Genomic DNA, 21,051 nt, shown 5'->3' with positions numbered 1-21,051 from the left:
CATCCGCAGCGTCAGTTCGGACCGGCGCAGGGCGCCGGTCCGATGTTGTCCGCTGGGCCGGAGGATCAGTCCTCCATCGCCTCCAGCTCGTCGATCATGCCCGAGATCATCGACAGGCCCTTGTCCCAGAAGGCCGGGTCCGAGGCGTCGAGCCCGAAGGGCGCCAGAAGTTCCTTGTGGTGCTTGGAGCCGCCGGCCTTCAGCATGTCGAAATACTTCGCTTGGAAGTCGGCATCGCCTTCCTCGTAGACGGCATAGAGCGCGTTCACCAGCCCGTCGCCGAAGGCATAGGCATAGACGTAGAAGGGCGAGTGGACGAAATGCGGGATATAGGCCCAGAACACCTCGTAGCCGTCCATGAACTCGAAGACCGGCCCGAGACTCTCGGCCTGGACGCTCATCCACAGCGCGTTGATGTCGTCCGGCGTCAGCTCGCCCTCGCGCCGTGCGGCGTGGAGCTTGCACTCGAAGTCGTAGAAGGCGATCTGGCGCACGACCGTGTTGATCATGTCCTCGACCTTGCCCGCCAGCATCACCCGGCGCTCTTCCTTGGTCGCGGCCTTGTCGAGGAGCGCGCGGAAGGTCAGCATCTCGCCGAAGACCGAAGCGGTTTCGGCCAGGGTCAGCGGCGTGGAGCTGAGCAGTTCGCCCTGGTCCGCGGCCAGCACCTGGTGGACGCCGTGGCCCAGCTCATGCGCCAGCGTCATCACGTCCCGCGGCTTGCCGAGATAGTTCAGCATCACATAGGGGTGCACGGTGGTGACGGTCGGATGCGCGAAGGCGCCCGGCGCCTTGCCGGGCTTCACGCCCGCGTCGATCCAGCCCTTCTCGAAGAACGGCTGGGCGATCTCGGCCATCTTCGGATCGAAGCCCGCATAGGCGTCGAGCACCGTTTTCTTCGCCTCGTCCCAGCCGACCTTGCGGTCCGATTCCATCGGCAGCGGCGCGTTGCGGTCCCAGACCTGCAGCGTGTCGAGGCCGAGCCATTTCGCCTTCAGCGCATAGTAGCGGTGCGACAGCTTCGGATAGGCGGCGACCACCGCGTTGCGCAGCGCCTCGACCACCTCGGGCTCGACATGGTTGGACAGGTGGCGGCCGGTCTGGGCGGTCGGCATCTTGCGCCAGCGGTCCTCGATCTCCTTCTCCTTGGCCAGCGTGTTGTGCACGCGGGCGAAGGTGCGGACATTCTCGCCGAAGACGCGGGCGATCTCGCGCGAGGCGGCCTCGCGCTTCGAGCGGTCCTGCTCGCTGAGCAGGTCGAGCGTGGCCTCCAGCGGCCGCGGCTCGCCGTCGATGGTGAATTCGAGCCCGGCGATGGTCTCGTCGAACAGCCGGTTCCACGCAGCAGCGCCGACCGCGGACTGGTCATGCAGGAACTGTTCCAGTTCGTCCGACAGCTGGTAGGGCTTCATCGCGCGCAGCCGGTCGAAGATCGGCTTGTAGCGGGCCAGCCCCTCGCTTTCGCGGAACATCGCGGCCAGCTTGTCGTCGTCGATGCGGTTCAGCTCCAGCGACCAGAACACGAGCTGCGCGGTCATGGTGGTGATGCGGTCCTGGGCATCGGCCATGAACTTGGCGCGCTCGGAATCCACCGTGCACTGGTAGTAGCGCAGCCCGGCATAGGACATCAGCCGGCCGGCGATGGTCGACAGTTCCTCGTCGCGCTCGACCGCGCGCAGCAGCCCGGCCGCGTCGAGCGTGTCGAGCTTGCCGGCGTAATCCGCGGCGAAGCTGGCGCAGAGCGCTTCGAGCTTCTCCATGTCGGCGGCGAATTCCGGGGAGTCGGGGGCAGGGTAGAGGTCGGTCAGGTCCCAGTCGGGCAGGTTGCCGAGGCCATCGGCCCCGGCGGGCGCGTTCGCGTCGAAGACGGGTCGGGCAAGCTGCATGCGGTCTCTCCTGCTATATGCTGCAGGGTATCTAAGACCGGCCATGGCCGGGGTTCAACCCGTGTGCGGGAAACATGGCTAGTTCGCCTGCGGCCCCGGCTTGATGGTCAGCTTCACCCCGGCATACCAGTCGGCGGCCGCGCGGATTTCCTCGTCGCTCAGACCTTCGGCGATCGGCCCCATGATCTCGCTGTGGCGCTTGCCGATGCGGAAGGCCTTGAGCTGGGTGTCGACATACATCGCCGTCTCGTTCGCCAGGTTCGGCGCATCGGGGGCGATGGCGATGCCGTCCACGCCGTGGCAGGAGGAACAGAGCTCGGGCGCGCCCGAAGGATCGGCGGTCAGCGTCGCGGTGGCGTCCTGCGCCTCGTACCAGGCGGTGACGTCGAGGACCTGCCGGTCGGTCAGCCCCTTGGCGACGATGGTCATCATCTCGTGCTCGCGGCTGCCGTCCCGGAACGCGTCCAGCTGGCGGCGCAGGTAGCCCGCCGGCTCGCCGCCGATATGCGGCGCGATCGGGATCTTGGCGTAGCCTTCCAGCCCGTGGCAGGTGCGGCACATCCCGGCGACCTTGCGGCCTGCCTCGGGGTCGCCGCCGCCCTCCTGCGCGATGGCCGCCTGGGCGAGGAAACCCCCGCCCAGGACGATGAGAGCTGCCCGGATCACTGGGCAGGCTCGTAGGAGATGCGGTAGAGCGCGCCTGCGAGGTCGTCGGAGACCAGGATCGAGCCGTCGCGCAGCTGCGCCACATCGACCGGGCGGCCGAGATACTCGCCGTTCTCGTCGATCCAGCCATCGGCGAAGACCTCGGTGCGGAAGTCGTCCGGGTCGGTGCCTTCGCCGGTATAGGTGACCATGATCCGCGCGCCGACCGGTTCGGTGCGGTTCCAGGACCCGTGCTGCGCCGAGAAGATGGCGTTCCTGTATTTGTCCGGGAACTGGTTGCCGGTGTAGAAGCTCATCCCCAGATCGGCGGCATGGGCGGTCATCTCGGTGACCGGCATGACGGCATCTGCGGGCGGTTCCTGGTCCTTGTATTCATTGGTCCGAACCGACCCGCCGCCATACCAGGGGAAGCCGAAATTCTGGCCCATCGCGGTCTGGCGGTTCAGCTCGCCCGGCGGGATGTCGTCGCCCATGCCGTCGACCTGGTTGTCGGTGAACCAGAGTTCGCCGGAGACCGGATGGAAGTCATGCCCGACCGAGTTGCGGATGCCGCGGGTATAGACCTCGCGATCCGTGCCGTCCTGGTTGATGCGGATGACGCCGCCGATGCCATGCTCGTTGTAGAGATCCATCTTTTCGGGGGCGGGCACGTTGAAGGGCTGGCCGAGCGAGATGTAGATCTTGCCGTCCGGCCCGATCTTGCAGACCCGCGCGGTGTGGTTGAAGCTCTCTTCCTCGACCGGGATCAGCTCGCCCTTCTTGACCACGTTGAAGGCGGCAACATCTGGGCTTTCATAGAAGAACTCGGCCGCCGGGAAGACCAGCACGCGGTTCTGCTCGGCGATGTAGAGGAAGCCGTCATCCGAGACGCAGGGGCCGTTCGGGATGGAAAACTGCAGCGAGGGGGCGAAATCCTTCACCTCGTCGGCGACGCGGTCCTTGTTGCGGTCGGTGACCGACCAGACCTTGTCCTTGCGGGTGCCGACGAAGGTGACGATGCCCTGCGGGCCGACCGCCATGTGGCGCGCATCCGGCACCACGGCATAGAGTTCGATCTTGAAGCCGTCGGGCAGCTTGATGCGCTCGAGGTTGCGCTTGATGCCCTCGGCATAGTCGCCGCCCTGTTCCACGAAGGTGAAGTCGGTGGTCCCGGTCGACTGGAAATTCGAAAGCTTTTCCAGGTTGTCGGGAACCTGCTGCGCCATTGCCGCCGATCCGGCAAGCGCCGCCGCGACGGTCAGAAGCACCGTTTTCCTCATGTCCAATCCTCCCAATTGGTCGTTTATTTTTTCCGGTTTTTCTCCACCTTTGGTTGCATATGTTTGAATATCAATCATCCTAAAGTCGCGGTTCCGGGGGGATCCGGCGCGCGACTCAGCCATAGAGGCGCAGCAGTTCCCTGAGCTCGGCCAGGGTGTTGGCTTCGGCGGCAGGCTTGTCCTGCCGCCAGCGCGCCATGCGGGGGAAGCGCAGCGCGATGCCGGATTTGTGGCGGGGGCTTTCCTGGATGCCTTCGAAGGCGATCTCGAAGACCAGCTCCGGTTTCACCTGCCGCACCGGACCGAAGCGCTGCAGCGTGTTCTTCCGCACCCATTGGGTGATCCGGACGAATTCGGCATCGGTCAGCCCGGAATAGGCCTTGGCGAAGGGCACCAGATCGTCGCCGTCGCGCACCGCGAAGGTGAAATCGGTGAAAAGGTTCGCCCGACGTCCGTGGCCCGACTGCGCATAGATCATCACCGCGTCGACGGTGAGCGGCTCCAGCTTCCATTTCCACCAGTCGCCGCGCTTGCGCCCCGCATGATAGGGACTGGCGGCGCGCTTCAGCATCAGCCCCTCGGCACGGCGCGCCCGTGCCGTGGCGCGGGTTCCGGCCAGCGCCTCCCAGTCCGCGATCGGTTCCAGCGGCGAGGCCCCGGCTAGCGCGGCGGCGCGACCAGGAGCTCGACCTCGCCGCGCTCCAGCGCGCGGGCCAGCGGCCCCTCGGGCGCGGCATCGCTGACCACCAGCTCGATTTCGCTCCAGGCGGCATAGCGGGCCGACGCCATCCGGTCGAATTTCGTGTGGTCCGCCACCACCATGGTATGCGCGCTGCGCCTCAGCATCGTGGCATAGACATCCCCCGCCTCGATCAGCGCATCGCTCGGCCCGTCCGGCGACAGCGCCGAGGCGCCGAGGATCGTCCAGTCGGCGGTATAGTCCTGCAGGAAGCGGATCGCCGCGCTGCCATGCATCGCGCCCTCGCCCGCGTGATAGTCGCCCGGCACCATCAGCACCCGGATCGTCGGGTTCTGCGACAGCGCCGTGGCGACGGCGAAGCTGTGCGCGATCACCGCGACATGGTTCATCTCGAAGGCGATGCGCTTCGCGAGGATCGCGGTAGTCGCGCCCGAGCCGATCATCAAGGTCTTGGCCCGCTTCAGCCGCGGCTGCGCGGCCCGCGCGATCGCCTCGCGCTCGGCCACCAGCTGGCGCTCGCGCTGAGACAGCACCGGCTCGGCGGGCGCGCGCAGCATCGCGCCTCCATAGGTCCGGCTGATCAGCCCGCGCTCGGCCAGGTCCTCGAGATCCCGCCGGATCGTCTCGGTCGTCACTTCCAGCGCAGAGGCCAGGGCCTTGACGCGCATGGTTGGCTCCTCGGCCAGCGTGGAGAGGATCCGGCCCTGGCGCAGATCGCGTTTCGTCGGTTTCACGGGGTCAGCTCTCCCTGTCAGCGGCGGCCATCCTAGGACCTTGCCGCCTCGGGGAAAAGCGCGCTTGCCCGGCAGCGGCAGCCGCGCGGGCGCAATTTGGCGTGGCGGAACCGGCGAAGCTCGCCTAATGCCGGGAGCGGAAGGGAACGGAGGATCCCGGGGAGCATGACCATCGCCGCGGCCGAGAGGCGCCCCGGAGCATGATCCCGCCCCACGCGGAAAGGAGCGCCATGCTGATCGACCTGCGCAAGACCGACAAGCTCATCGACCTCTGGCTCGACGAGGACTGCAACTATTTCGACCTGACCGCGAAGATCATGGTAGATGACGATGCCGTCGCCAGCTTCGCCATGAACGCGCGCGAGCCGGTCGTTCTGGCCGGCCTGCCGGTCGCCGAGCGGATCTTCCGCAGGCTCGACCCGGAATGCCGCTTCGAGGCCTCCGCCCGCGACGGCGACCGCATCCCGGCCGGAACGGCCTTCGCCACCATCACCGGCAACGCCCAGGCGCTGCTGACCGCCGAGCGAGTCGCGCTGAACCTGGTGCAGCGGCTCTCGGGCATCGCCGGGGTCACCGCGGAATACGTCAGGGAGATCGAGGGCACCGGCGCCTTCCTGGTCGACACCCGCAAGACCACGCCGGGCCTGCGCATGCTGGAGAAATACGCCGTCACCTGCGGCGGCGGGCGCAACCACCGGCTCGGGCTCGACAATGGCATCATGCTCAAGGACAACCACATCGCCGTGGCCGGGTCGATCACCGCCGCCGTCGCCCGTGCCAAGGCGCAGGCGCCGGTCCTCTGCAAGATCGAAGTCGAATGCGACCGGCTCGACCAGGTGCGCGAGGCGCTCGAGGCCGGGGCCGACGTGATCATGCTCGACAACATGGCGAATGACGAGATGCGCGCGGCCGTCGCGATGGTCGCCGGGCGGGTGCCGCTGGAATGCTCGGGCGGCGTGCGGCTGGAAACGATCCGTGCCAAGGCGGAAACCGGCGTCGACTTCATCTCGGTCGGGCGCATTACCCAATCGGCGCCCTGCGTAGATATCGGACTCGACGAGGCCTGACCCGCGGCCATGCCACTGGCCATGCATTCCGTGCAGGCCGGAACTGCAGCGATGGAAGTTGTGCTGCGCTGCGGCATGTCCTATTTCAGGGTCATGGCACGGCAACGCGCCAGAGAGTTTTCCCGGGTTCCTCCTCCTCCCTGAACCCCGGAATTCTGCGGCGACCCCCTCCTCCTCCCTGGGGTCGCCGCTTCTTTCTCTCCCTGCTCCGGCATCCAGACCTGCCCCTTCCCGACATCCCTGCTGCGGACTTCATGGCATCTGTCCCGATCGGATGACCTGCCGGCCCGCTGCCATCGTTGCGCGCAGGCGGAGACAGGGGCATCCGGCGGGCATTCCGGGCAAGACCGGCTGCAGCCTCTCAGGACTGGAAGAAGCCGGGGGCGGCCGGACTTTGCCGGCAGGGCGCCGCGCGGCTCGGTCCGGGGCAGATCCGGCCCGCGTGGCTGGACAGGATGCAGCCAGCGCAATAGGTTACCTTTAGTTAACCAGTAGGCCGCCGATCGGGCGCTCCTTCCCAAGTACGGATCCTGCCTCAGACCGCATGCTTGATCTCCACACAGTCCTGATCGTCACCATGGCCACCAGCAGCCTCATCGCGCTTGCCTGGATCCTGGTATGGCGGGCCTGGCGCGACCTCTTCGAACTGACCTTCCTGGCCGCGGGCTTTGCCGCCATCGCGCTCGGCATTCTGATGATGATCCTGCGCGGCGCGGCACCGGAGCCCTGGGTGATCCTCGTCAACAACCTGCTCATCCGCTGCGGCACGGTGCTCATCGCCGAGGGGCTGTCGCGGTTTCTCGGCCAGCCGAGCCGGATCCGCATCGGACTGGCGCTGCTGGCGGCCTTCGGCACCGGCTACGCCATCACGCTTCATGTCGATCCGGGCAACCTGTCCTACCGCATCCACGGCGCGACGCTCTTCACGCTGGCCGTCATGTCGCTGATGTGCCTCTCGCTGTGGCGCGACCGGACCCAGCCGCTGCTGCTGCGCGGGATCACCATCGCCCTGCTGGGCATCTACATGGGGTCGAGCGTCGTGCAGAGCCTCCTGGAGCTGCGCCTGCCTGCCGTTCCTGACCCCGCCCCCGTGCTCGGCGACAGGAATGCCTGGTTCCTGCTGCAGGGCAGCCTGTTCCTGATCGCGCTGTTCGCCTGCCTGCTGGTGATGGTCAGCTTCCGTCTCTACGAGGACCTGCGGCGGCGCAACGAGGTCCTGTCGGAAGAGGTGTCAAAGCGGCGCAGGCTCGAAGCTGATCTCAGCCGCAGCCTCGATGCCGAGCGCGGCCTGCGGGAGGAGCAGGCCGACTTCATGCGCGTGCTCAGCCACGAATTCCGCACGCCGCTGGCCATCATCCGCAACGGCGTCGACATGCTCCGCCTGACGGGACCCGGCGGGGCACGGGACGGGGACGACAGGATTGCGGGCATCGGCGAGGCGCTGAACCGGCTGTCCGGGCTGATCGACCGCTTCATGACGACCGACCGAGAGGCGGGGTTCCGCCCCGAACCTGCGGAGGTCGACGCCCTTCTGGCGGGCGTGGCGCTTCACTTCGAGATGACCGGCCGCGGCGCACGGCTGCAGATCGACGCGGCACAGACGGCGATGCCGCTTTTCGCCGACCCTGACATGCTGGAGACCGTCATGATCAACCTCATCGACAATGCGCTGAAATACTCCCCCGGCGGCGGAGCGGTCCAGGTAAGGGCCCGCCGCGAGGCAGGCTGGGCGGTGATCGAGGTGCGCGACCGCGGCATCGGCGTGCCGCCCGGAGATCTGCCCAAGCTCGGCCGCCGCTTCTTCCGCGGCTCGAACACGCCGCAGGGAACGGGCACCGGGCTTGGCATCTATGCCGCGCAGCGGTTCCTCGCCTATCACCGCGGCGCGCTGGAGATCGCCAGCCGCGTCGGCGAGGGGACCGTGGCAACGGTGCGCCTGCCTCTGGCAGGCGGCAAGGAGCGCGTGGCATGAGCCGCATCCTTGTCGTCGAAGACGAGACCCGGCTGCGTCGGGACCTCGTGGATTATTTCGGTCTCTGCGGGTTTGAGGTGTCCGCAGCGGCCGATGCAGCCGAACTGCGCGGCCGCATCGCAGCGGGCGACGCCTTCGACATCGTGATCCTCGATGTCGGGCTGCCCGACGGCAACGGCTTCGAGCTGGCCGCGGAGATCCGCCGGAGCCGCGACTGCGGGATCATCATGCTGACCGCGCTCGGCGGCAGCGCGGACCGCATCCGCGGCTTCGAAAGCGGCGCGGACATCTATTTCGTGAAGGACAGCACGCTGCGCGAGATCGAGGCGGGGGTGCGGGCGCTGCTCCGCCGGACCCGCTCCGCGGAACCGCCCGCCGCGGAAGCGGCCTGGGTCCTGGACGGCCATGGCTGGGTGCTGATGTCGCCGGCGGCGTCCGCGGTGCGGCTGACGGCGACGGAATTCGCCTTTCTCTCGGCGCTGTTCGCAGCGGCAAACCGCAGCTGCAGCCGCGAAGACCTGCTGCAGCGCCTGGCCCGGCCCAGGGCGCAGTTCGAGAGCCGCCACCTGGATACGGCCGTGGCCCGCCTGAGACGGAAGATCGAGGCGGAAACCGGGGAGAAGGCACCGATCCAGTCGATCTATGGCGTGGGCTATGCCTTCGCGGCGCCTGCGGCAATGCGCTGAGTCCCGGGGGCGCGGAACCCCCCCGGGACCGGCCCGTCAGAACCGGTAGGTGACGCTCAGGCTGCCGGCATGGCCGGTCAGGCCGCTGCCGAAGGCGCCATCGTAGCGCAGGTCGAGCGAGAGGTTGCCGGAGTTCATCACCTCTGCCCCGGCGCTGAAGCGGCCCACCACGTCGGGCATGGACACGTCGCTGTCAAACCCGCCGGATCCCGCGCCGGCATCGGCGAAGCGCGCATGCGTGCCGTAGCTGCCAAGCGAGGACAAGCTGACCCCGGCCCGGCCGTAGAGCCGCAGCGCCGCGCCGTCCGCGAGGCCGAACGCATGGCCCATCTCGATCGCGGGGGTGGCAACGAAGGCCGTCTCCTCGCTGGCATCGACCTCCAGCGACAGGTCCCCGGCCCCGGTCTCGGCATAGCCCTCGGACCGGGTCCAGATCATGTCGAGATCGAGCATCGGAGCCAGATAGGCGCGCCCGAAGTCCTGGCGGTACTCTGCCCGCAGCCGGGCGGCTGCGCTCGTCACGTCGTGGTCGCCGCGGGCGGTGCCCGTCCCTGCGGTCAGCCCGGGATGCCGTTCGGTGTCGAAGCTGCCGTGGCTGAAGACCCCGGCCGCGGCGAGGGTCAGCGGGCCGAAGCCGCGCGTCGCCGAAAGCCCGGCATAGAGCGACTCGCCTTCGGTCCTGCCATAGCCGTCTTCGCCGTCGTACCGCGCGGTTTCGTAGCCGATCGCGCCGCCGATCCGCCAGTCCGCGTCCAGTTCTGCAGTGCCGGAGAGCCCGAAGGTGGTCACGGTGCCGTCATAGCCGAAGGCGCCGCCGCTGCCGTCCTGTTCGATGCTCTGCCCCGAGACCGTCACCTGCATGCAGCGCGTGCCGTCGGACCAGGCCCCTGCGCTGCCGGAACAGTCGAGCACGGCGGCAAAGCGGCTGCGCGCAAGTTCGAAGCTCGCCGCTTCGGCGGCAAGGCTGGCCCCGGGCGACAGGCGCGACAGCGCCTCGCTGTAGCCGCCCGCGCTGGCTTCGGCTTCGAGCGCGGCCATCATGGCGGCGGAACCGGCATCGCCGCTGCGGAAGATGCCGCTGAGATAGCGCGCGACAGCTTTCTCCCGGTCGGCAAGGCTCTGCGAGGGATCCGCGAGCCTGTCCCCGGTCACGGTCAGCGCCAGCCCCCCGGCAGAGGCCGTCTGCGCGAAGGTGAACAGCTCGCTGTCGATCCGCTCGAAGGCCCCGGCAACGCCCGATCCGGCGGTCAGCACCGTCATTTCGGCACCGTAGAGGACCGAGAGCGGTTCCAGCACCAAGGTGCCGCCCAGCGTCGCGCTGCCGGCAATCTGCAGGACATCGGTGGTGCCGCCTGCGAAATCCGCCGCGACATGCAGCGTGCCGGACTCCGACTGGACGAAGCTGCCCGCGATCTCCAGCGTCTCGGCGCTCCCCGGATTGCCGACATCCAGCCGGCCCTCGTTGCGCAGGTCCGCCCGGTAGACCTGCGCGCCGGTCAGCACGCCGCCTGCGCGGTTGGTGACCGACACCGGATGTCCGGACGCGGCCGCGGCGGTACTGAACGCACTGGCCGCAGCGCCAGTCACAGCGCCGCTGAAGTCATGGGACTCGATACTGCCGCTGATCCTGCCGCGGCTTTCGTTGGTAATGGCCAGACCAGAGCCGTTGGTGTTGTCGCTGGCGCGATATACCGCTGCGACGCCTGAGGCCGCGCCGAGCGATCCGCCTTCGCTGACGGTCAGCGTGTTGCCGCTGTTTCCCCCGGCAATGATCACCCCGGCACCGGCCGCACCGGAGCCGCCGGTGACGGTGCCCGCGATGGAGACCTGCACCGCGCCGTTGACCTGCCGCGAGTCGCTCTGCGCGAAGATCGCGGAAGAGTCTTCGCCGTTGGCCAGGACATGCGCCCCCTCGAGGATGCCGACCGTCACCGCCCCGCTCGTTCCTTCGCTGCTGCTGTGGCGGTTCGAGCCGATGAAGGCGCTGCCGCTGGAGCCGCCGAAGCCGCCGCCGCCGCCGATCGACTGGGCGATGATGGAGAAGGACCGGTCGCCGTCGGTTCGCACCAGGGAGCTGTCGACCGAGACCGTCACCGCGCGGCCGTTGCCCTCGCCGCCTGTATCGGTGCCCTTGAAGGAGAGCGGCGCGCCGGAAGCGTCGCCGCCGAGGCCGCCGCCGCCGCCGATCGACTGCGCCACGATGCCGTTGGCTGCGCGGCCATGGGCGAAGACCGTGCTTCCGTGGTGGATGTCGACCGAAACCGTGCCGGCATCCGAGGTGCCGCCGCCCTGCTGCCGCGGCGGCCCCAGCCCGAACAGCGCGCTGCGCCCGCCTGTGGCGGCGCAGGCGCGGCCATAGGCGGGATGCTGCTGCATCGGCACCGGGGCGAGATCGGGGAGGCGCGGAAGCTCTGTCCAGTCCATGGCCAACGTTAACCGGATGGGAACCTAAGGCGGGGTTAATGCCGCCATGCGCAGGAAACCCGTCCTTGTTCTCGGCATCGCCGCGCCGCGCGCCAGGCCCACGCTGGCCGCTGCGTTCTGGCTGGCGTCGGCCGTGTCGATTCCCGTCGGCGCGGTCCTGATCACGATCGAAGGAGCGCTGCGCATCTTCTCCTAGGCGGATGGCCTGCCGGTTGCTACGCTCGCGGCATTGCAGTGCCCAAGTGGAGAAAATTGACATGATCCGTTCGCTGGTTGCAGGAGCCGCCCTGATCGCCGTGGCCGCCGCCGTCCAGGCCGCCGAGCCCTCCGAGCCGCATGTGGTGGAGCGCACCAAGGCGATGAAGACGATCGGCCAGAACACCAAGCTCCTGGGCGAGATGGCCAAGGGCAACACGGCCTTCGATGCCGCCGCCGCGCAGCAGGCCGCCGCCGCCATCGCCGCCGAGGCGGCAAAGATCCCGACCTTGTTCGAGACCGAGGCGGATGATCCGGCCTCCGAGGCGAAGCCGGTGATCTGGACGCAATACGACGATTTCACGACCAAATCCGCCGATCTCGAAATGGCGGCCTCGGCTGCCGCCGAAAGCATCCAGGCGCAGGCGGATCTGGGTCCGGCGCTCGGCCAGATCGGCGGCACCTGCAAGGCCTGCCACACCACCTATCGCGAGTGACTGCGGCGGGCGGCGGATCCCGCCGCCCCCTCCTGCCATGCCCGGACGGCCTTGTCCGGGGGCGCATCCCGGATCGGGGCGGCATCGGCTCCTGAGGCTCCATCCCGCAGGCCTCCGGCGCAGCGGGCCGGGCCTGCCGGTCTCAGAAGAAACTCTGCGGGTCGATGTCGACGGCCAGGCGCAGGTTCTGCGGCGGGCGCAGCTGCGCCAGCCATCCGCCAGCGCCGTGCCGGTGCCCGCATCGGGACGCCGGATGCGCAGCCGCACCTCGCCGCCCCGCGGCACGGACTCGTCGGGATACTGGAAGATGACCCGCGGGGTAAGAACATCGCCGGTATAGAGGTGCCGCGGCTGGCGGAACGGCCGCAGCGAGGGACCGCCGCGGGCGATCACCGTGACGAAATAGTCGAGGGCGACCGGTTCCGGCGGGAACTCCTGGCTGCCGCCGCTGCGCACCACCCGCGCCGTCCAGGTCCCGTCGCGCTCGCCGCCCTGGGGCAGCGGGATGCGGGCGAAGGTCCAGGTGTTGCCGGTCTCGGTGACGATGCCGCCGGCGGAGAGGTCGAGCACCTGGCCCGACGGCGTGGTGACGACGAGGCGCAGCCGCGCCTGTGGCATGTCCCAGCCGGCCACCACGGTGACGGTCTCCTCGCCGCAGACGCTGAAGGGGATCGCGGGCCCTTCGCGCCTGTCCCGGGCCAGATGCAGGTCCGGGTCGGACAGCGCGCCGGCCTCGAAGATGTCGCCGAAGGCCAGAGCGAAGAACTTGCGCAGTTCGAGCCCGGTGCCCGCGCGCTTGTAGTAGCCGCCGTGATCCTGGGCGAGCGCGGTCAGCCGAGGCCCGTCGAGGCTGCTTTCCGTGCCGAAGCCGATCGCGGTGATCTCGGTGCCGCCCAGCCCCGTGACATCGGCGATGGCCTGCGGCTCGTTCTCCATTCCGTCGGTCAGGACCAGCATCGCCCGCGGCAGGCCGGAGGTCGCATTCAATTGGCTGCGCGCCGAGGCCAGCCCGTCGCCGATGCTGGTGCGCCCCCCCGGCGCGATCCCGGGCAGCGCGCCGAGGATGAGGCCGCGCTGCGCCTCGTCGAGCGGATCGAGCGCGGCCTCGGGCGGCGAGCTGGCATTCCCGGCGAAGCTGACCAGCCCGGCTGCATTGCCTTCCGCCGCGCGCATCATCGACGTGAAGAGTTCGGCCGCATCGCGTGCGGCATCGATCTTGGAGCCGCCGCCGAGCGCGGGCTCGGACATGCTGCCCGAGCGGTCGAGCACCAGCATCACCGCGCGCTCCTCAGGCGGATCGGGAATCTCGATCGGGTCGTTCAGCATCAGCGCCGACGAGGAATAGTAGAGGTCGCAGGCATTGCCGACCGACAGCACGCCGAGGAGCCGCCCGGCCGTGTCGAAGAGCCCGGAGCCGGAACTGCCCCCCGAAACGTCGAGATCGACATGGATCATGCCGCCGCTGACATTCTGCACCGGGACCGTGCCTGCCGGCGAGGGCGAGATCTTCTTCACCGCGCCGTTCGGGTGGTGGATGCCGAAGACCGGGCTGCCCGCGCCGGGATAGCCGTTCAGCACCGGCACCGGCGCCACCGGCGGCGCGCCGCGCAGCTGCAGGATCGCGTAGTCGCGCCCGTCGGTGTAGCGGTACTTCACCAGCCGGATGACCTTGTGGAACACGGCATCGTAGGCCGGCACCAGCGAACCGTCGCAATTCACCTCGTAGTCGAAGGTGACCGAGCTCGAGGGCACCTCGAACGGGTGGTCGGCGATGCAATGCGCCGCCGTCGCCACCAGGTCGCTGTCGATCAGCGTGACCGAGCAGGTGCTGACGCTTTCCTCCGGATGGCCGGAGGCCGGCGGATGCACGGTGAGGATCATGCCGACGCTGGGCGCGAGGTCGCGCCGGACCGACCCGGCCGCGGCGCAGCGGGCATTCACCCATTCCGGCGGGTTCGCCTGGTCGCAGATCCAGAAGGGATCATAGCGCGGCCCCGTCGATCCCGGCACATGCGGGAAGTCGGGCTCCACCCAGGGGCCCGGCAGGAACGGATCGCAATTGGTGACGCTGTCATGGCCCGAGGCATAGCTCGGCACGCTCTGCCCGCGCCCATAGCGGTCGACGGTGGCGCCGCCGGAATTGCTGCCCGCCGCAACATAGCGCAGCGGGATCGTGCCGCCCGGCAGGTGGTGTATATTGACCGGCCGCGTCCAGAAGGCGGTGCCGTCGGCCGAGGTGAAGACGTCGGTATCGTAGCCCAGCTCGACTTCCAGCCGGTTTCCCGCAGGCAGCGAGACCGCCTCGAAATGCAGGATCACGAATTTCGTGCCGGCCGCCTCGTAGGGCAGCTCGACGGTCCATGTGCCGGGCGAGGCGGGCGGATCGCCGCTGTCGGGCCCGACCTGGACTGGCGTGGAAAGGATTTCGACCGTACCGCAGACATGTGACATGGCGGGACCCCTCGGTTCTGTCAGGATTTGCATGGCAAGACGCGACCGGCACGCGGCGTCAGGACCCCTGTTCCCGGCGCCATGGCAATCTTGACTCAGCGTCAACTTGATCATGCGCGCCTCGCCGCAGGTTTCCAAGGGGGGTATTCCGGAGAATGCAGGCCGCCAGCATCCGGAATTCCGGAGTGGCCCCGTTGCACGGCGATCTCGCCGCGGGACCTACGCCGGTGCAGGATGGTGCGGCGATGGCAGGAGATGACGGAAGATCCAGCGCCGCAAACGGCCCGGCAATCGGCGCGCGGGACCCAGTCCCGCATTTGCCGGCGATCCATTTCCCGCTCTTCCTGGCCCGCGCAGGGCTCTACGCGCCGGCAACGGCGGGACGGCCCGCGGACCTCGGCCGCGCCCGCACCAGCTGGCGGAGATCGTCGCGCCGGTGTCACTCTTGGACCCGAATTGGATCGAAGCCGCCGCCAGTGCCCTGCGCGAGGCCCCGCCCGGGAGGGGCATGGCGCAGACGCGCGAGGACAGTCCATGGCGGCCGGGTCTCGACCGGATCTGGACGTTCCTGCCTCTGCCGCAGGAATTGCTCGACCTGGCCCTGCCGGGCGCATTCCCCGACCGGCTGAAGCGGAGCGGACCGCTCTGGTCTGCGCTGGCACCGCCGCCGCCCCGGGAGCCGCGTTTTGCCCGGAGGCCGCGGCCCCGGTACATGCCGGTCGTCGGCCGGGTCCGCCGCCTCTGCGCCAAGGCCCGCCAGCCGGTGCGCGCCGACCTGCTGGAGGCGCTGGGGCTGCCCGCCATCACCACCGGCGCGGTCTGCGTCTATCACGAGATGATCGCCCCGGCCGTCGAGGCGCTGAAAGGCTCCGGCATCCCGGTCGCGGCTGTCTCCACCGGCTTCCCCGCCGGCCTCTCGCCTTTCGACCTGCGGCTGAAGGAAATCGAGGCCTCGGTCGCGGCAGGCGCGGAGGAGATCGACATCGTGATCTCGCGCCGCCACGTGCTGACCGGCAACTGGCAGGCGCTCTATGACGAGACCCGCGCGATGCGCGCCGCCTGCGGCGCGGCCCACATGAAGGCGATCCTGGCGACCGGCGAGCTCGGCACTTTGCAGAACGTCGCCCGCGCCTCGCTTGTTTGCATGATGGCGGGGTCGGATTTCATCAAGACCTCCACCGGCAAGGAAAGCGTCAATGCCACGCTGCCGGTCAGCCTGGTCATGGTCCGCGCGATCAGAGCCTACCGCGAGGCGACCGGGATCAAGGTCGGCTACAAGCCGGCCGGCGGCATTTCCAAGGCCAAGGACGCGCTGACCTACATGGCGCTGATGAAGGAGGAGCTGGGCGACGACTGGCTGCGCCCCGACCTCTTCCGCTTTGGCGCCTCGTCGCTGCTGGGCGATATCGAGCGGCAGCTCGAACATCATGTCACCGGCGCCTATTCCGCCTCCTGGCGCCATGCATTGGGGTAGCAACATGCTGGAACTCAAGCCGAACTGCGAATGCTGCGACCGGGACCTGCCGCCCGGCAGCCCGGAGGCGCGGATCTGCAGCTATGAATGCACCTTCTGCGCCGATTGCGTCGAGGCGCATCTGAAGGGCGTCTGCCCGAATTGCGGCGGCAATTTCGTTCCGCGCCCGGTCCGTCCCGCGCACATGCTGGTGAAGCACCCGGCATCGACCACGCGCCATCATGCGCTCGAGGGCTGCAGTCAGGGAGACGCGGCATGACCGTCAGGGAGATTTTCGAGAGCATGGAGTACGGCCCCGCGCCAGAGAGCGCTGCCGAGGCGATGGCCTGGCTCGACCGCCATGGCCGCCGGTTCGCGGCCGAGGGGGCAGAGACCTTCGAGACCCGCAACCCGGCGACCGGCGAGCTTCTGGCCGAAGTGGGGCAGGGCAGTCCGGCGGATGTCGATGCTGCTGTCGCGGCTGCCCGCGCGGCCTTCCCGGCATGGGCCGCGACGCCCGGGCACCAGCGGGCGCGGATTCTCTATGGGATGGCGCGTCTCCTGCAGAAACACGCCCGCACGCTGGCCGTGCTGGAGACGCTCGACACCGGCAAGCCGATCCGCGAGTCCCGCGATGCCGACCTGCCGCTGGCGGCGCGGCACTTCTACTACCATGCGGGCATGGCGCAGCTGATGGCGGAGGAACTGCCGGAGCGTGCGCCGCTGGGCGTCTGCGGCCAGATCATCCCGTGGAACTTCCCGCTGCTGATGCTCGCCTGGAAAGTCGCCCCGGCGCTGGCCATGGGCAACACCGTGGTGCTGAAGCCTGCCGAATGGACGCCGCTGACCGCCCTCTATTTCGCGGAAATTGCCGCCGAGGCCGGGCTGCCCGAGGGTGTCCTGACGATTGTCACCGGCGACGGCACCACCGGCGCGGCGCTGGCAGCGCATCCCGATGTCGACGAGGTTGCCTTCACCGGCTCGACCGGGGTCGGCCGCGCGATCCGCAAGGGGACGGCGGGGCAGGGCAAGGCGCTGACGCTGGAGCTCGGCGGCAAGTCGCCCTTCATCGTTTGCGAGGATGCCGATCTCGACAGCGCCATCGAGGGGCTGGTCGATTCCATCTGGTTCAATGGCGGGCAGGTCTGCTGCGCGGGATCGCGGCTGATCGTGCAGGAGGGCATTGCGGACGCCTTCCACGCGCGGTTGCGCAAGCGGATGGCGACGCTCCGGGTCGGCGATCCGCTCGACAAAGGCATCGACCTCGGCGCCATGGTTGATCCGGCGCATCGCGCGCGGGTGGCGGCGATGGTCGCGGAAACCGGCGGCGAGGTCTTCGCCGCGCCCTGTCCGCTGCCCGAAGGCGGGGCCTTCATGGCGCCGATGCTGGTCACCGGGCTGGAACCGGCCGATCCACTGATGCAGGAGGAGATCTTCGGCCCCGTTCTCGTGTCCACCACCTTCCGCACACCGGGCGAGGCGGTGCAGGTCGCCAATGCCACGCGCTACGGGCTGGCCGCCTCGGTCTGGACCGAGAACGTGAACGTGGCGCTTGACCTGGCGGCGAAGCTCGCGGCCGGGGTGGTCTGGGTCAACGGTGCCAACATGTTCGACGCGGCGGCGGGCTTCGGCGGCGTGAAGGAAAGCGGCTTCGGCCGGGAAGGCGGCTGGGAGGGGCTCCGCGCCTATACCAGGGCGAAGGAAGGGGCCCCGGCTCTGACGGCCGGGGCGCCGGTCGCCCGGCCCCAGCGGCCGAGGTGCCGGTCGGCCGCCACCGGGACGAGGGCCACGAGGCCGCCCCCGGCGGCACCACCCTGCGCTTCCGCGATCCGCGCACCCTGCCCGACACCTCCTACGACATGCGGATGCCGCCCTTCATGCGCCATTCGATGGGGGTGCCGCTGTCCATCACGCGGCGGCAATACGACCTGCTGATGGCCTATCTCGACAAGCTCGAAAGCGACCCGTCCTGGCGCGCCGCGCCGGATGTTCCGGAGGAAGACGAGGCATGACCGACACGCCCGACCGCAAGATCCGCCCGATGAACATGGCGGCCCGCCAGGCCGCGCCCGACCTGCCCGCCTATCCCGAGCCGGTGCTCGGCAACTCCGTCGCGACGCTGATGGACTCCGGCGTCGGCAACTGCTTTCCGGGGCTGGAATTCGACCTCCGCCAGCTCGACGTGCGGTTCTTTCCGGGCCTCGTCTTCGCCTTTCCCGGCGTGACGCCCGAAGGCCCCGACGGCACCCAGGGCGCACAGCTGGTCTATGCCGACACCACCGGCGATCCGGTCTTCGGCGAGCCCTGGCCCTGGGTCGAGACGCTGGCGCAAAAGCTGAACGGGCCGGAGGGCGCGGCGCTCGGCTCCGGCCAGTGGTACCTGCACTGGGTGGAGCAGAAGGGCCGCCGGATCGAGCTTTATGACGTGTCGGTCTGGCAGAATGCGCGGGTCTGCACGCCCTATGAAGGCGAGATCGCCTGGTGGATCATCCGCCTGATCGAGCGCAGCGCCGATCCGGCCGAGGCCGATCTGGCGATCGCGCTCACGCAGCGCGACGCCGAGGGACAGCCCACCGGCCTGCCGGTCGTGCTCGCCGGCAAGCGACGCGCCTATCTTGACGGCGAAGGCATGATCCCGGATGTCTACCATCCCGGCGAGCTGACCGCCTCGATGTGCAGCCCATGGACGCATGATTTCCGCGACTGCGCCTGCCAGTACTGGGCCTCGAACCACCCCGACGTGGTGCTGGGCGAGGTCCCCGACCCCAATGACCGCGGGCGCCTGCAGGCCGGGCAGGAAGCGGCGGAGGACCCGCTGCAGCCGGTCAGCTTCCTCGACTGGATGCGCCGCCGCAGCGACCCGGCCGCCGATGTGCAGGCCGCCACCACGATCGACGAGGCGCGGCGCCACCGCTACGACCCCTACGAGATCAACCTGCACTGGCAGGAGCTCGACTTCGTGCTGCAGGGCCAGGAGGCGAATGCCACGCCCGCAGGCTCGGCGCCGCCCCCGCCCGATCCCGGCCCGCCGCTCGAGGAGATCTGCCGCGACCTGCGCGGCAATCTCGGCCCGCTCGAATTCATCCTGGCGCTGCGCTATCTCTACGCCACCTTCTCGATCCGCGCGCCCGAGGAAGTGACCGCCGCCGAAGAGGCCGCCTGGCCCGGCCTCGCCGCCGATCTGCGCGCCGCGCGCCAGATCCTGCTCTCGGTGGCGATCAGCGAGATGACCCATCTGCGCTGGGTGAACCAGATCCTGTGGTCGCTGACGGCGCTGCGCCCCGGCCGGCTGCCGCCCTACCTGCCGGTTGTCGGCCCGGCAGGCACGCAGGCCGACCAGGAGCACAGCCTGTCTCTCGACCCCGCCCGGCCGGAGATCATCGCCGAATTCGTCGAGCTCGAACGCCCCGGCGGCAGCATCGATACCGAATATGCCCAGCTGGTGGCGCATCTGCGGGACAATCCGGACTATCCGCCGGGGCTCTTCCAGCTTGCGGTGCGGATCGACAGCGACGGGCTGCAGCATTACCACAAGTTCCGCGACATCCACGGGATCCTCGCGCCCTACGACGCCCGGCCCGGTCTCTATCTGCGCGGCGTGGCCCTGGCGGATCCGCAGGACCCGAGGGTGCAGCCCGCGCTCGACCTGCTCGACGCCGCGGTGTCGGCGCTGTCCGACGGCTACCGCGCCGAGGCCGAAACCGCGCGCAGCAATGCCGACCGGGCGGCCTCCCGCGCGGTGCGCATGCGCGCCAAATGGGATCCCGATCCGGTCGTCAAGGGCGCGGTCAGCGCCGATGCGCCCGGGCTCTACCTGGAGCCCGCCTTCCAGGACGGGCTGCGCCGCCTCGCCGCGCGCGGGCTCGCCTTCGAGGCCAGCATCTACCATCCGCAGATCCCCGACGTGGCCGCCGCCGCCCGCGCCGTGCCCGAAGCGCAGATCGTGCTGATCCATACCGGCAGCCCGGTCGGACATGCCAGCTACCGCGGACGGGAGGCCGAGGTTCTGGCGGACTGGACCCGTGACATGCGCGATCTGGCGCGCTGCCCGAACGTGACGGTGAAGCTCGGCGGGCTCCTGATGACGCTGGCCGCCTATGATTTCGGGCAGGCGGAACGGCCGATCGGCTCCGAAGCCCTGGCCGAGCTGTGGCGGCCCTATGTCGAGCGGTCGATCGAGATCTTCGGCCCTGACCGCTGCATGGTGTCGTCGAATTTCCCGGTGGAGCGCGCCGGGATCACCTACGGCACCAACTGGAACATGTTCAAGCGGCTGACCGCGGGCGCCGGCGAGGGCGAGAAGCGGCAGATCTACAGCGGCACGGCGAAGCGCGTCTACCGGCTGGACGAAAGCTGACCGGGCGGCGCGGCGGGGCCATCCCGCCGCGCGCCTTGGCTCAGTAGATGCCGTAGGTTTCCACGTCGATCCGGTCGAAGATCTCGCGCTTGAGGAAGGCCGCCAGCTTGGCCTCGTCCGACAGGTCCTCCCCGGCGATCATCGCCGCATACTTGTCGATGGCCGCCAGATAGCTCTGCACCAAGTCGGTCGGGTCCTCGACGCGGCGCTCTTCCGCCGCCGCGGCGGGCAGCCCCTCCAGATAGCTGTCGCGGAAGGCCGCAAGCGTCGCCAGATCGGCCTCGGAGGGATCGCGGATCTCCACCCCGGCATCGCGCGCCACCTCGAAGGCATGGTCGATATTGGCCTGCCATTCGACATAGGCCTTGGCCAGCATCTCGGCCGAAGAATCGAAGATCGCTCGGCGCTCCTGCGGCGTCAGCCCGGCCCAGTAGTCGCCGTTGAAGAAGAACCCGCCGGTATCGAGCGACCCCATCGGCGTCATGTTCACCGACTTGACCACCTCGGAAAGCTTGAAGAAATCCGTCAGGAAGAGCGGCGTGCCGGTGGTGCAGTCGATCGAGCCGCGCTGCAGGCCGCTGTAGATCTCGGTGCCCGGCACGCTGACCGAGACGGCGCCGATATGGTTCACCCAGTCGACATGGGCGCCGCCGATGGTGCGGATCTTCTTCCCCTTCAGGTCGGCAAGGCTGACGGCGTCGAAA

15 protein-coding genes and 3 pseudogenes are annotated in these 21,051 nt (G+C 69.1%); 10 read left to right on the top strand and 8 right to left on the bottom strand.

What is annotated here, in order from left to right:
- Positions 1 to 65 precede the first annotated feature (65 nt).
- From C7T91_RS16080 to C7T91_RS16060, 5 genes and pseudogenes are all read right to left on the bottom strand, one after another.
- A complete protein-coding gene (locus C7T91_RS16080) occupies positions 66 to 1,886 on the bottom strand; it encodes a M3 family oligoendopeptidase (RefSeq protein WP_108260131.1) in 1,821 nt (606 codons plus the stop codon).
- A 78-nt stretch (positions 1,887 to 1,964) separates the two neighbouring features.
- A complete protein-coding gene (locus C7T91_RS16075; protein WP_108260130.1) occupies positions 1,965 to 2,552 on the bottom strand; it encodes a c-type cytochrome in 588 nt (195 codons plus the stop codon).
- Entirely contained in the window at positions 2,549 to 3,811 is a 1,263-nt protein-coding gene (locus C7T91_RS16070) for a PQQ-dependent sugar dehydrogenase (protein WP_108260129.1), read from the bottom strand. The genes C7T91_RS16075 and C7T91_RS16070 overlap by 4 nt, the downstream gene beginning before the upstream one ends.
- A gap of 115 nt (positions 3,812 to 3,926) precedes the next feature.
- Positions 3,927 to 4,466 (bottom strand): annotated as a pseudogene (locus C7T91_RS16065) (ATP dependent DNA ligase); the annotation flags it as partial.
- 5 nt (positions 4,467 to 4,471) lie between these two features.
- Entirely contained in the window at positions 4,472 to 5,245 is a 774-nt protein-coding gene (locus tag C7T91_RS16060; protein WP_236638289.1) for a DeoR/GlpR family DNA-binding transcription regulator, read from the bottom strand.
- A gap of 200 nt (positions 5,246 to 5,445) precedes the next feature.
- Here C7T91_RS16060 and nadC point away from each other — a divergent pair, with 200 nt between their 5' ends.
- The 3 genes from nadC (at position 5,446) to C7T91_RS16045 (ending at position 8,970) form a co-directional block, all read left to right on the top strand.
- Positions 5,446 to 6,312: a carboxylating nicotinate-nucleotide diphosphorylase gene (gene nadC, locus C7T91_RS16055; RefSeq protein ID WP_236638288.1), complete on the top strand. Its 867-nt coding sequence runs from the start codon at positions 5,446 to 5,448 to the stop codon at positions 6,310 to 6,312.
- Between the two features lie 544 nt (positions 6,313 to 6,856).
- A complete protein-coding gene (locus C7T91_RS16050) occupies positions 6,857 to 8,284 on the top strand; it encodes a sensor histidine kinase (RefSeq protein WP_108260127.1) in 1,428 nt (475 codons plus the stop codon).
- Positions 8,281 to 8,970: a response regulator transcription factor gene (locus C7T91_RS16045; protein ID WP_108260126.1), complete on the top strand. Its 690-nt coding sequence runs from the start codon at positions 8,281 to 8,283 to the stop codon at positions 8,968 to 8,970. The genes C7T91_RS16050 and C7T91_RS16045 overlap by 4 nt, the downstream gene beginning before the upstream one ends.
- 36 nt (positions 8,971 to 9,006) lie before the next feature.
- On the opposite strand, the gene C7T91_RS16040 is transcribed toward C7T91_RS16045, so the two are convergent.
- Positions 9,007 to 11,394: an autotransporter outer membrane beta-barrel domain-containing protein gene (locus C7T91_RS16040; RefSeq protein ID WP_145962910.1), complete on the bottom strand. Its 2,388-nt coding sequence runs from the start codon at positions 11,392 to 11,394 to the stop codon at positions 9,007 to 9,009.
- A 46-nt stretch (positions 11,395 to 11,440) separates the two neighbouring features.
- Here C7T91_RS16040 and C7T91_RS33605 point away from each other — a divergent pair, with 46 nt between their 5' ends.
- Positions 11,441 to 11,590: a hypothetical protein gene (locus tag C7T91_RS33605; protein ID WP_201742133.1), complete on the top strand. Its 150-nt coding sequence runs from the start codon at positions 11,441 to 11,443 to the stop codon at positions 11,588 to 11,590.
- 4 nt (positions 11,591 to 11,594) lie between these two features.
- On the top strand, positions 11,595 to 12,086 hold the full coding sequence (locus C7T91_RS39590) for a c-type cytochrome (RefSeq protein ID WP_407943312.1): 492 nt from the start codon (positions 11,595 to 11,597) through the stop codon (positions 12,084 to 12,086).
- 804 nt (positions 12,087 to 12,890) lie between these two features.
- Here C7T91_RS39590 and C7T91_RS39585 read toward each other — a convergent pair.
- A pseudogene (locus C7T91_RS39585) lies at positions 12,891 to 13,967 on the bottom strand (trypsin-like peptidase domain-containing protein); the annotation flags it as partial.
- 1,078 nt (positions 13,968 to 15,045) lie between these two features.
- Between C7T91_RS39585 and deoC the strand changes: the two are divergent.
- Genes deoC through C7T91_RS16015 form a run of 5 tightly spaced genes read left to right on the top strand, consistent with a single transcriptional unit; the run spans position 15,046 to position 20,347 of the window.
- A complete protein-coding gene (gene deoC, locus C7T91_RS16030; protein WP_236638287.1) occupies positions 15,046 to 16,011 on the top strand; it encodes a deoxyribose-phosphate aldolase in 966 nt (321 codons plus the stop codon).
- A 4-nt stretch (positions 16,012 to 16,015) separates the two neighbouring features.
- Positions 16,016 to 16,270 (top strand): DUF1272 domain-containing protein, encoded by a 255-nt coding sequence (locus C7T91_RS16025; protein ID WP_108260123.1) that lies wholly within the window; start codon positions 16,016 to 16,018, stop codon positions 16,268 to 16,270.
- The gene (locus C7T91_RS16020) at positions 16,267 to 17,925 is read left to right on the top strand and encodes an aldehyde dehydrogenase family protein (protein WP_108260122.1); all 1,659 of its coding nucleotides are present in this window, start codon (positions 16,267 to 16,269) and stop codon (positions 17,923 to 17,925) included. The genes C7T91_RS16025 and C7T91_RS16020 overlap by 4 nt, the downstream gene beginning before the upstream one ends.
- Entirely contained in the window at positions 17,868 to 18,002 is a 135-nt protein-coding gene (locus tag C7T91_RS37925; RefSeq protein ID WP_269101740.1) for a hypothetical protein, read from the top strand. Before C7T91_RS16020 ends, C7T91_RS37925 begins: the two co-directional genes overlap by 58 nt.
- The gene (locus C7T91_RS16015; RefSeq protein ID WP_108260121.1) at positions 17,999 to 20,347 is read left to right on the top strand and encodes an amidohydrolase family protein; all 2,349 of its coding nucleotides are present in this window, start codon (positions 17,999 to 18,001) and stop codon (positions 20,345 to 20,347) included. Before C7T91_RS37925 ends, C7T91_RS16015 begins: the two co-directional genes overlap by 4 nt.
- Positions 20,348 to 20,387: 40 nt before the next feature.
- Here the strand turns inward: C7T91_RS16015 and C7T91_RS16010 are convergent.
- Positions 20,388 to 21,051: pseudogene (locus tag C7T91_RS16010) on the bottom strand (hypothetical protein); the annotation flags it as partial.

It is taken from the genome of Mangrovicoccus ximenensis (assembly GCF_003056725.1).
Taxonomy (GTDB): Bacteria; Pseudomonadota; Alphaproteobacteria; order Rhodobacterales; family Rhodobacteraceae; genus Mangrovicoccus; species Mangrovicoccus ximenensis.
Note: the sequence above shows the minus strand (reverse complement) of the source record. Positions and strands in the feature narration are given on the sequence as shown.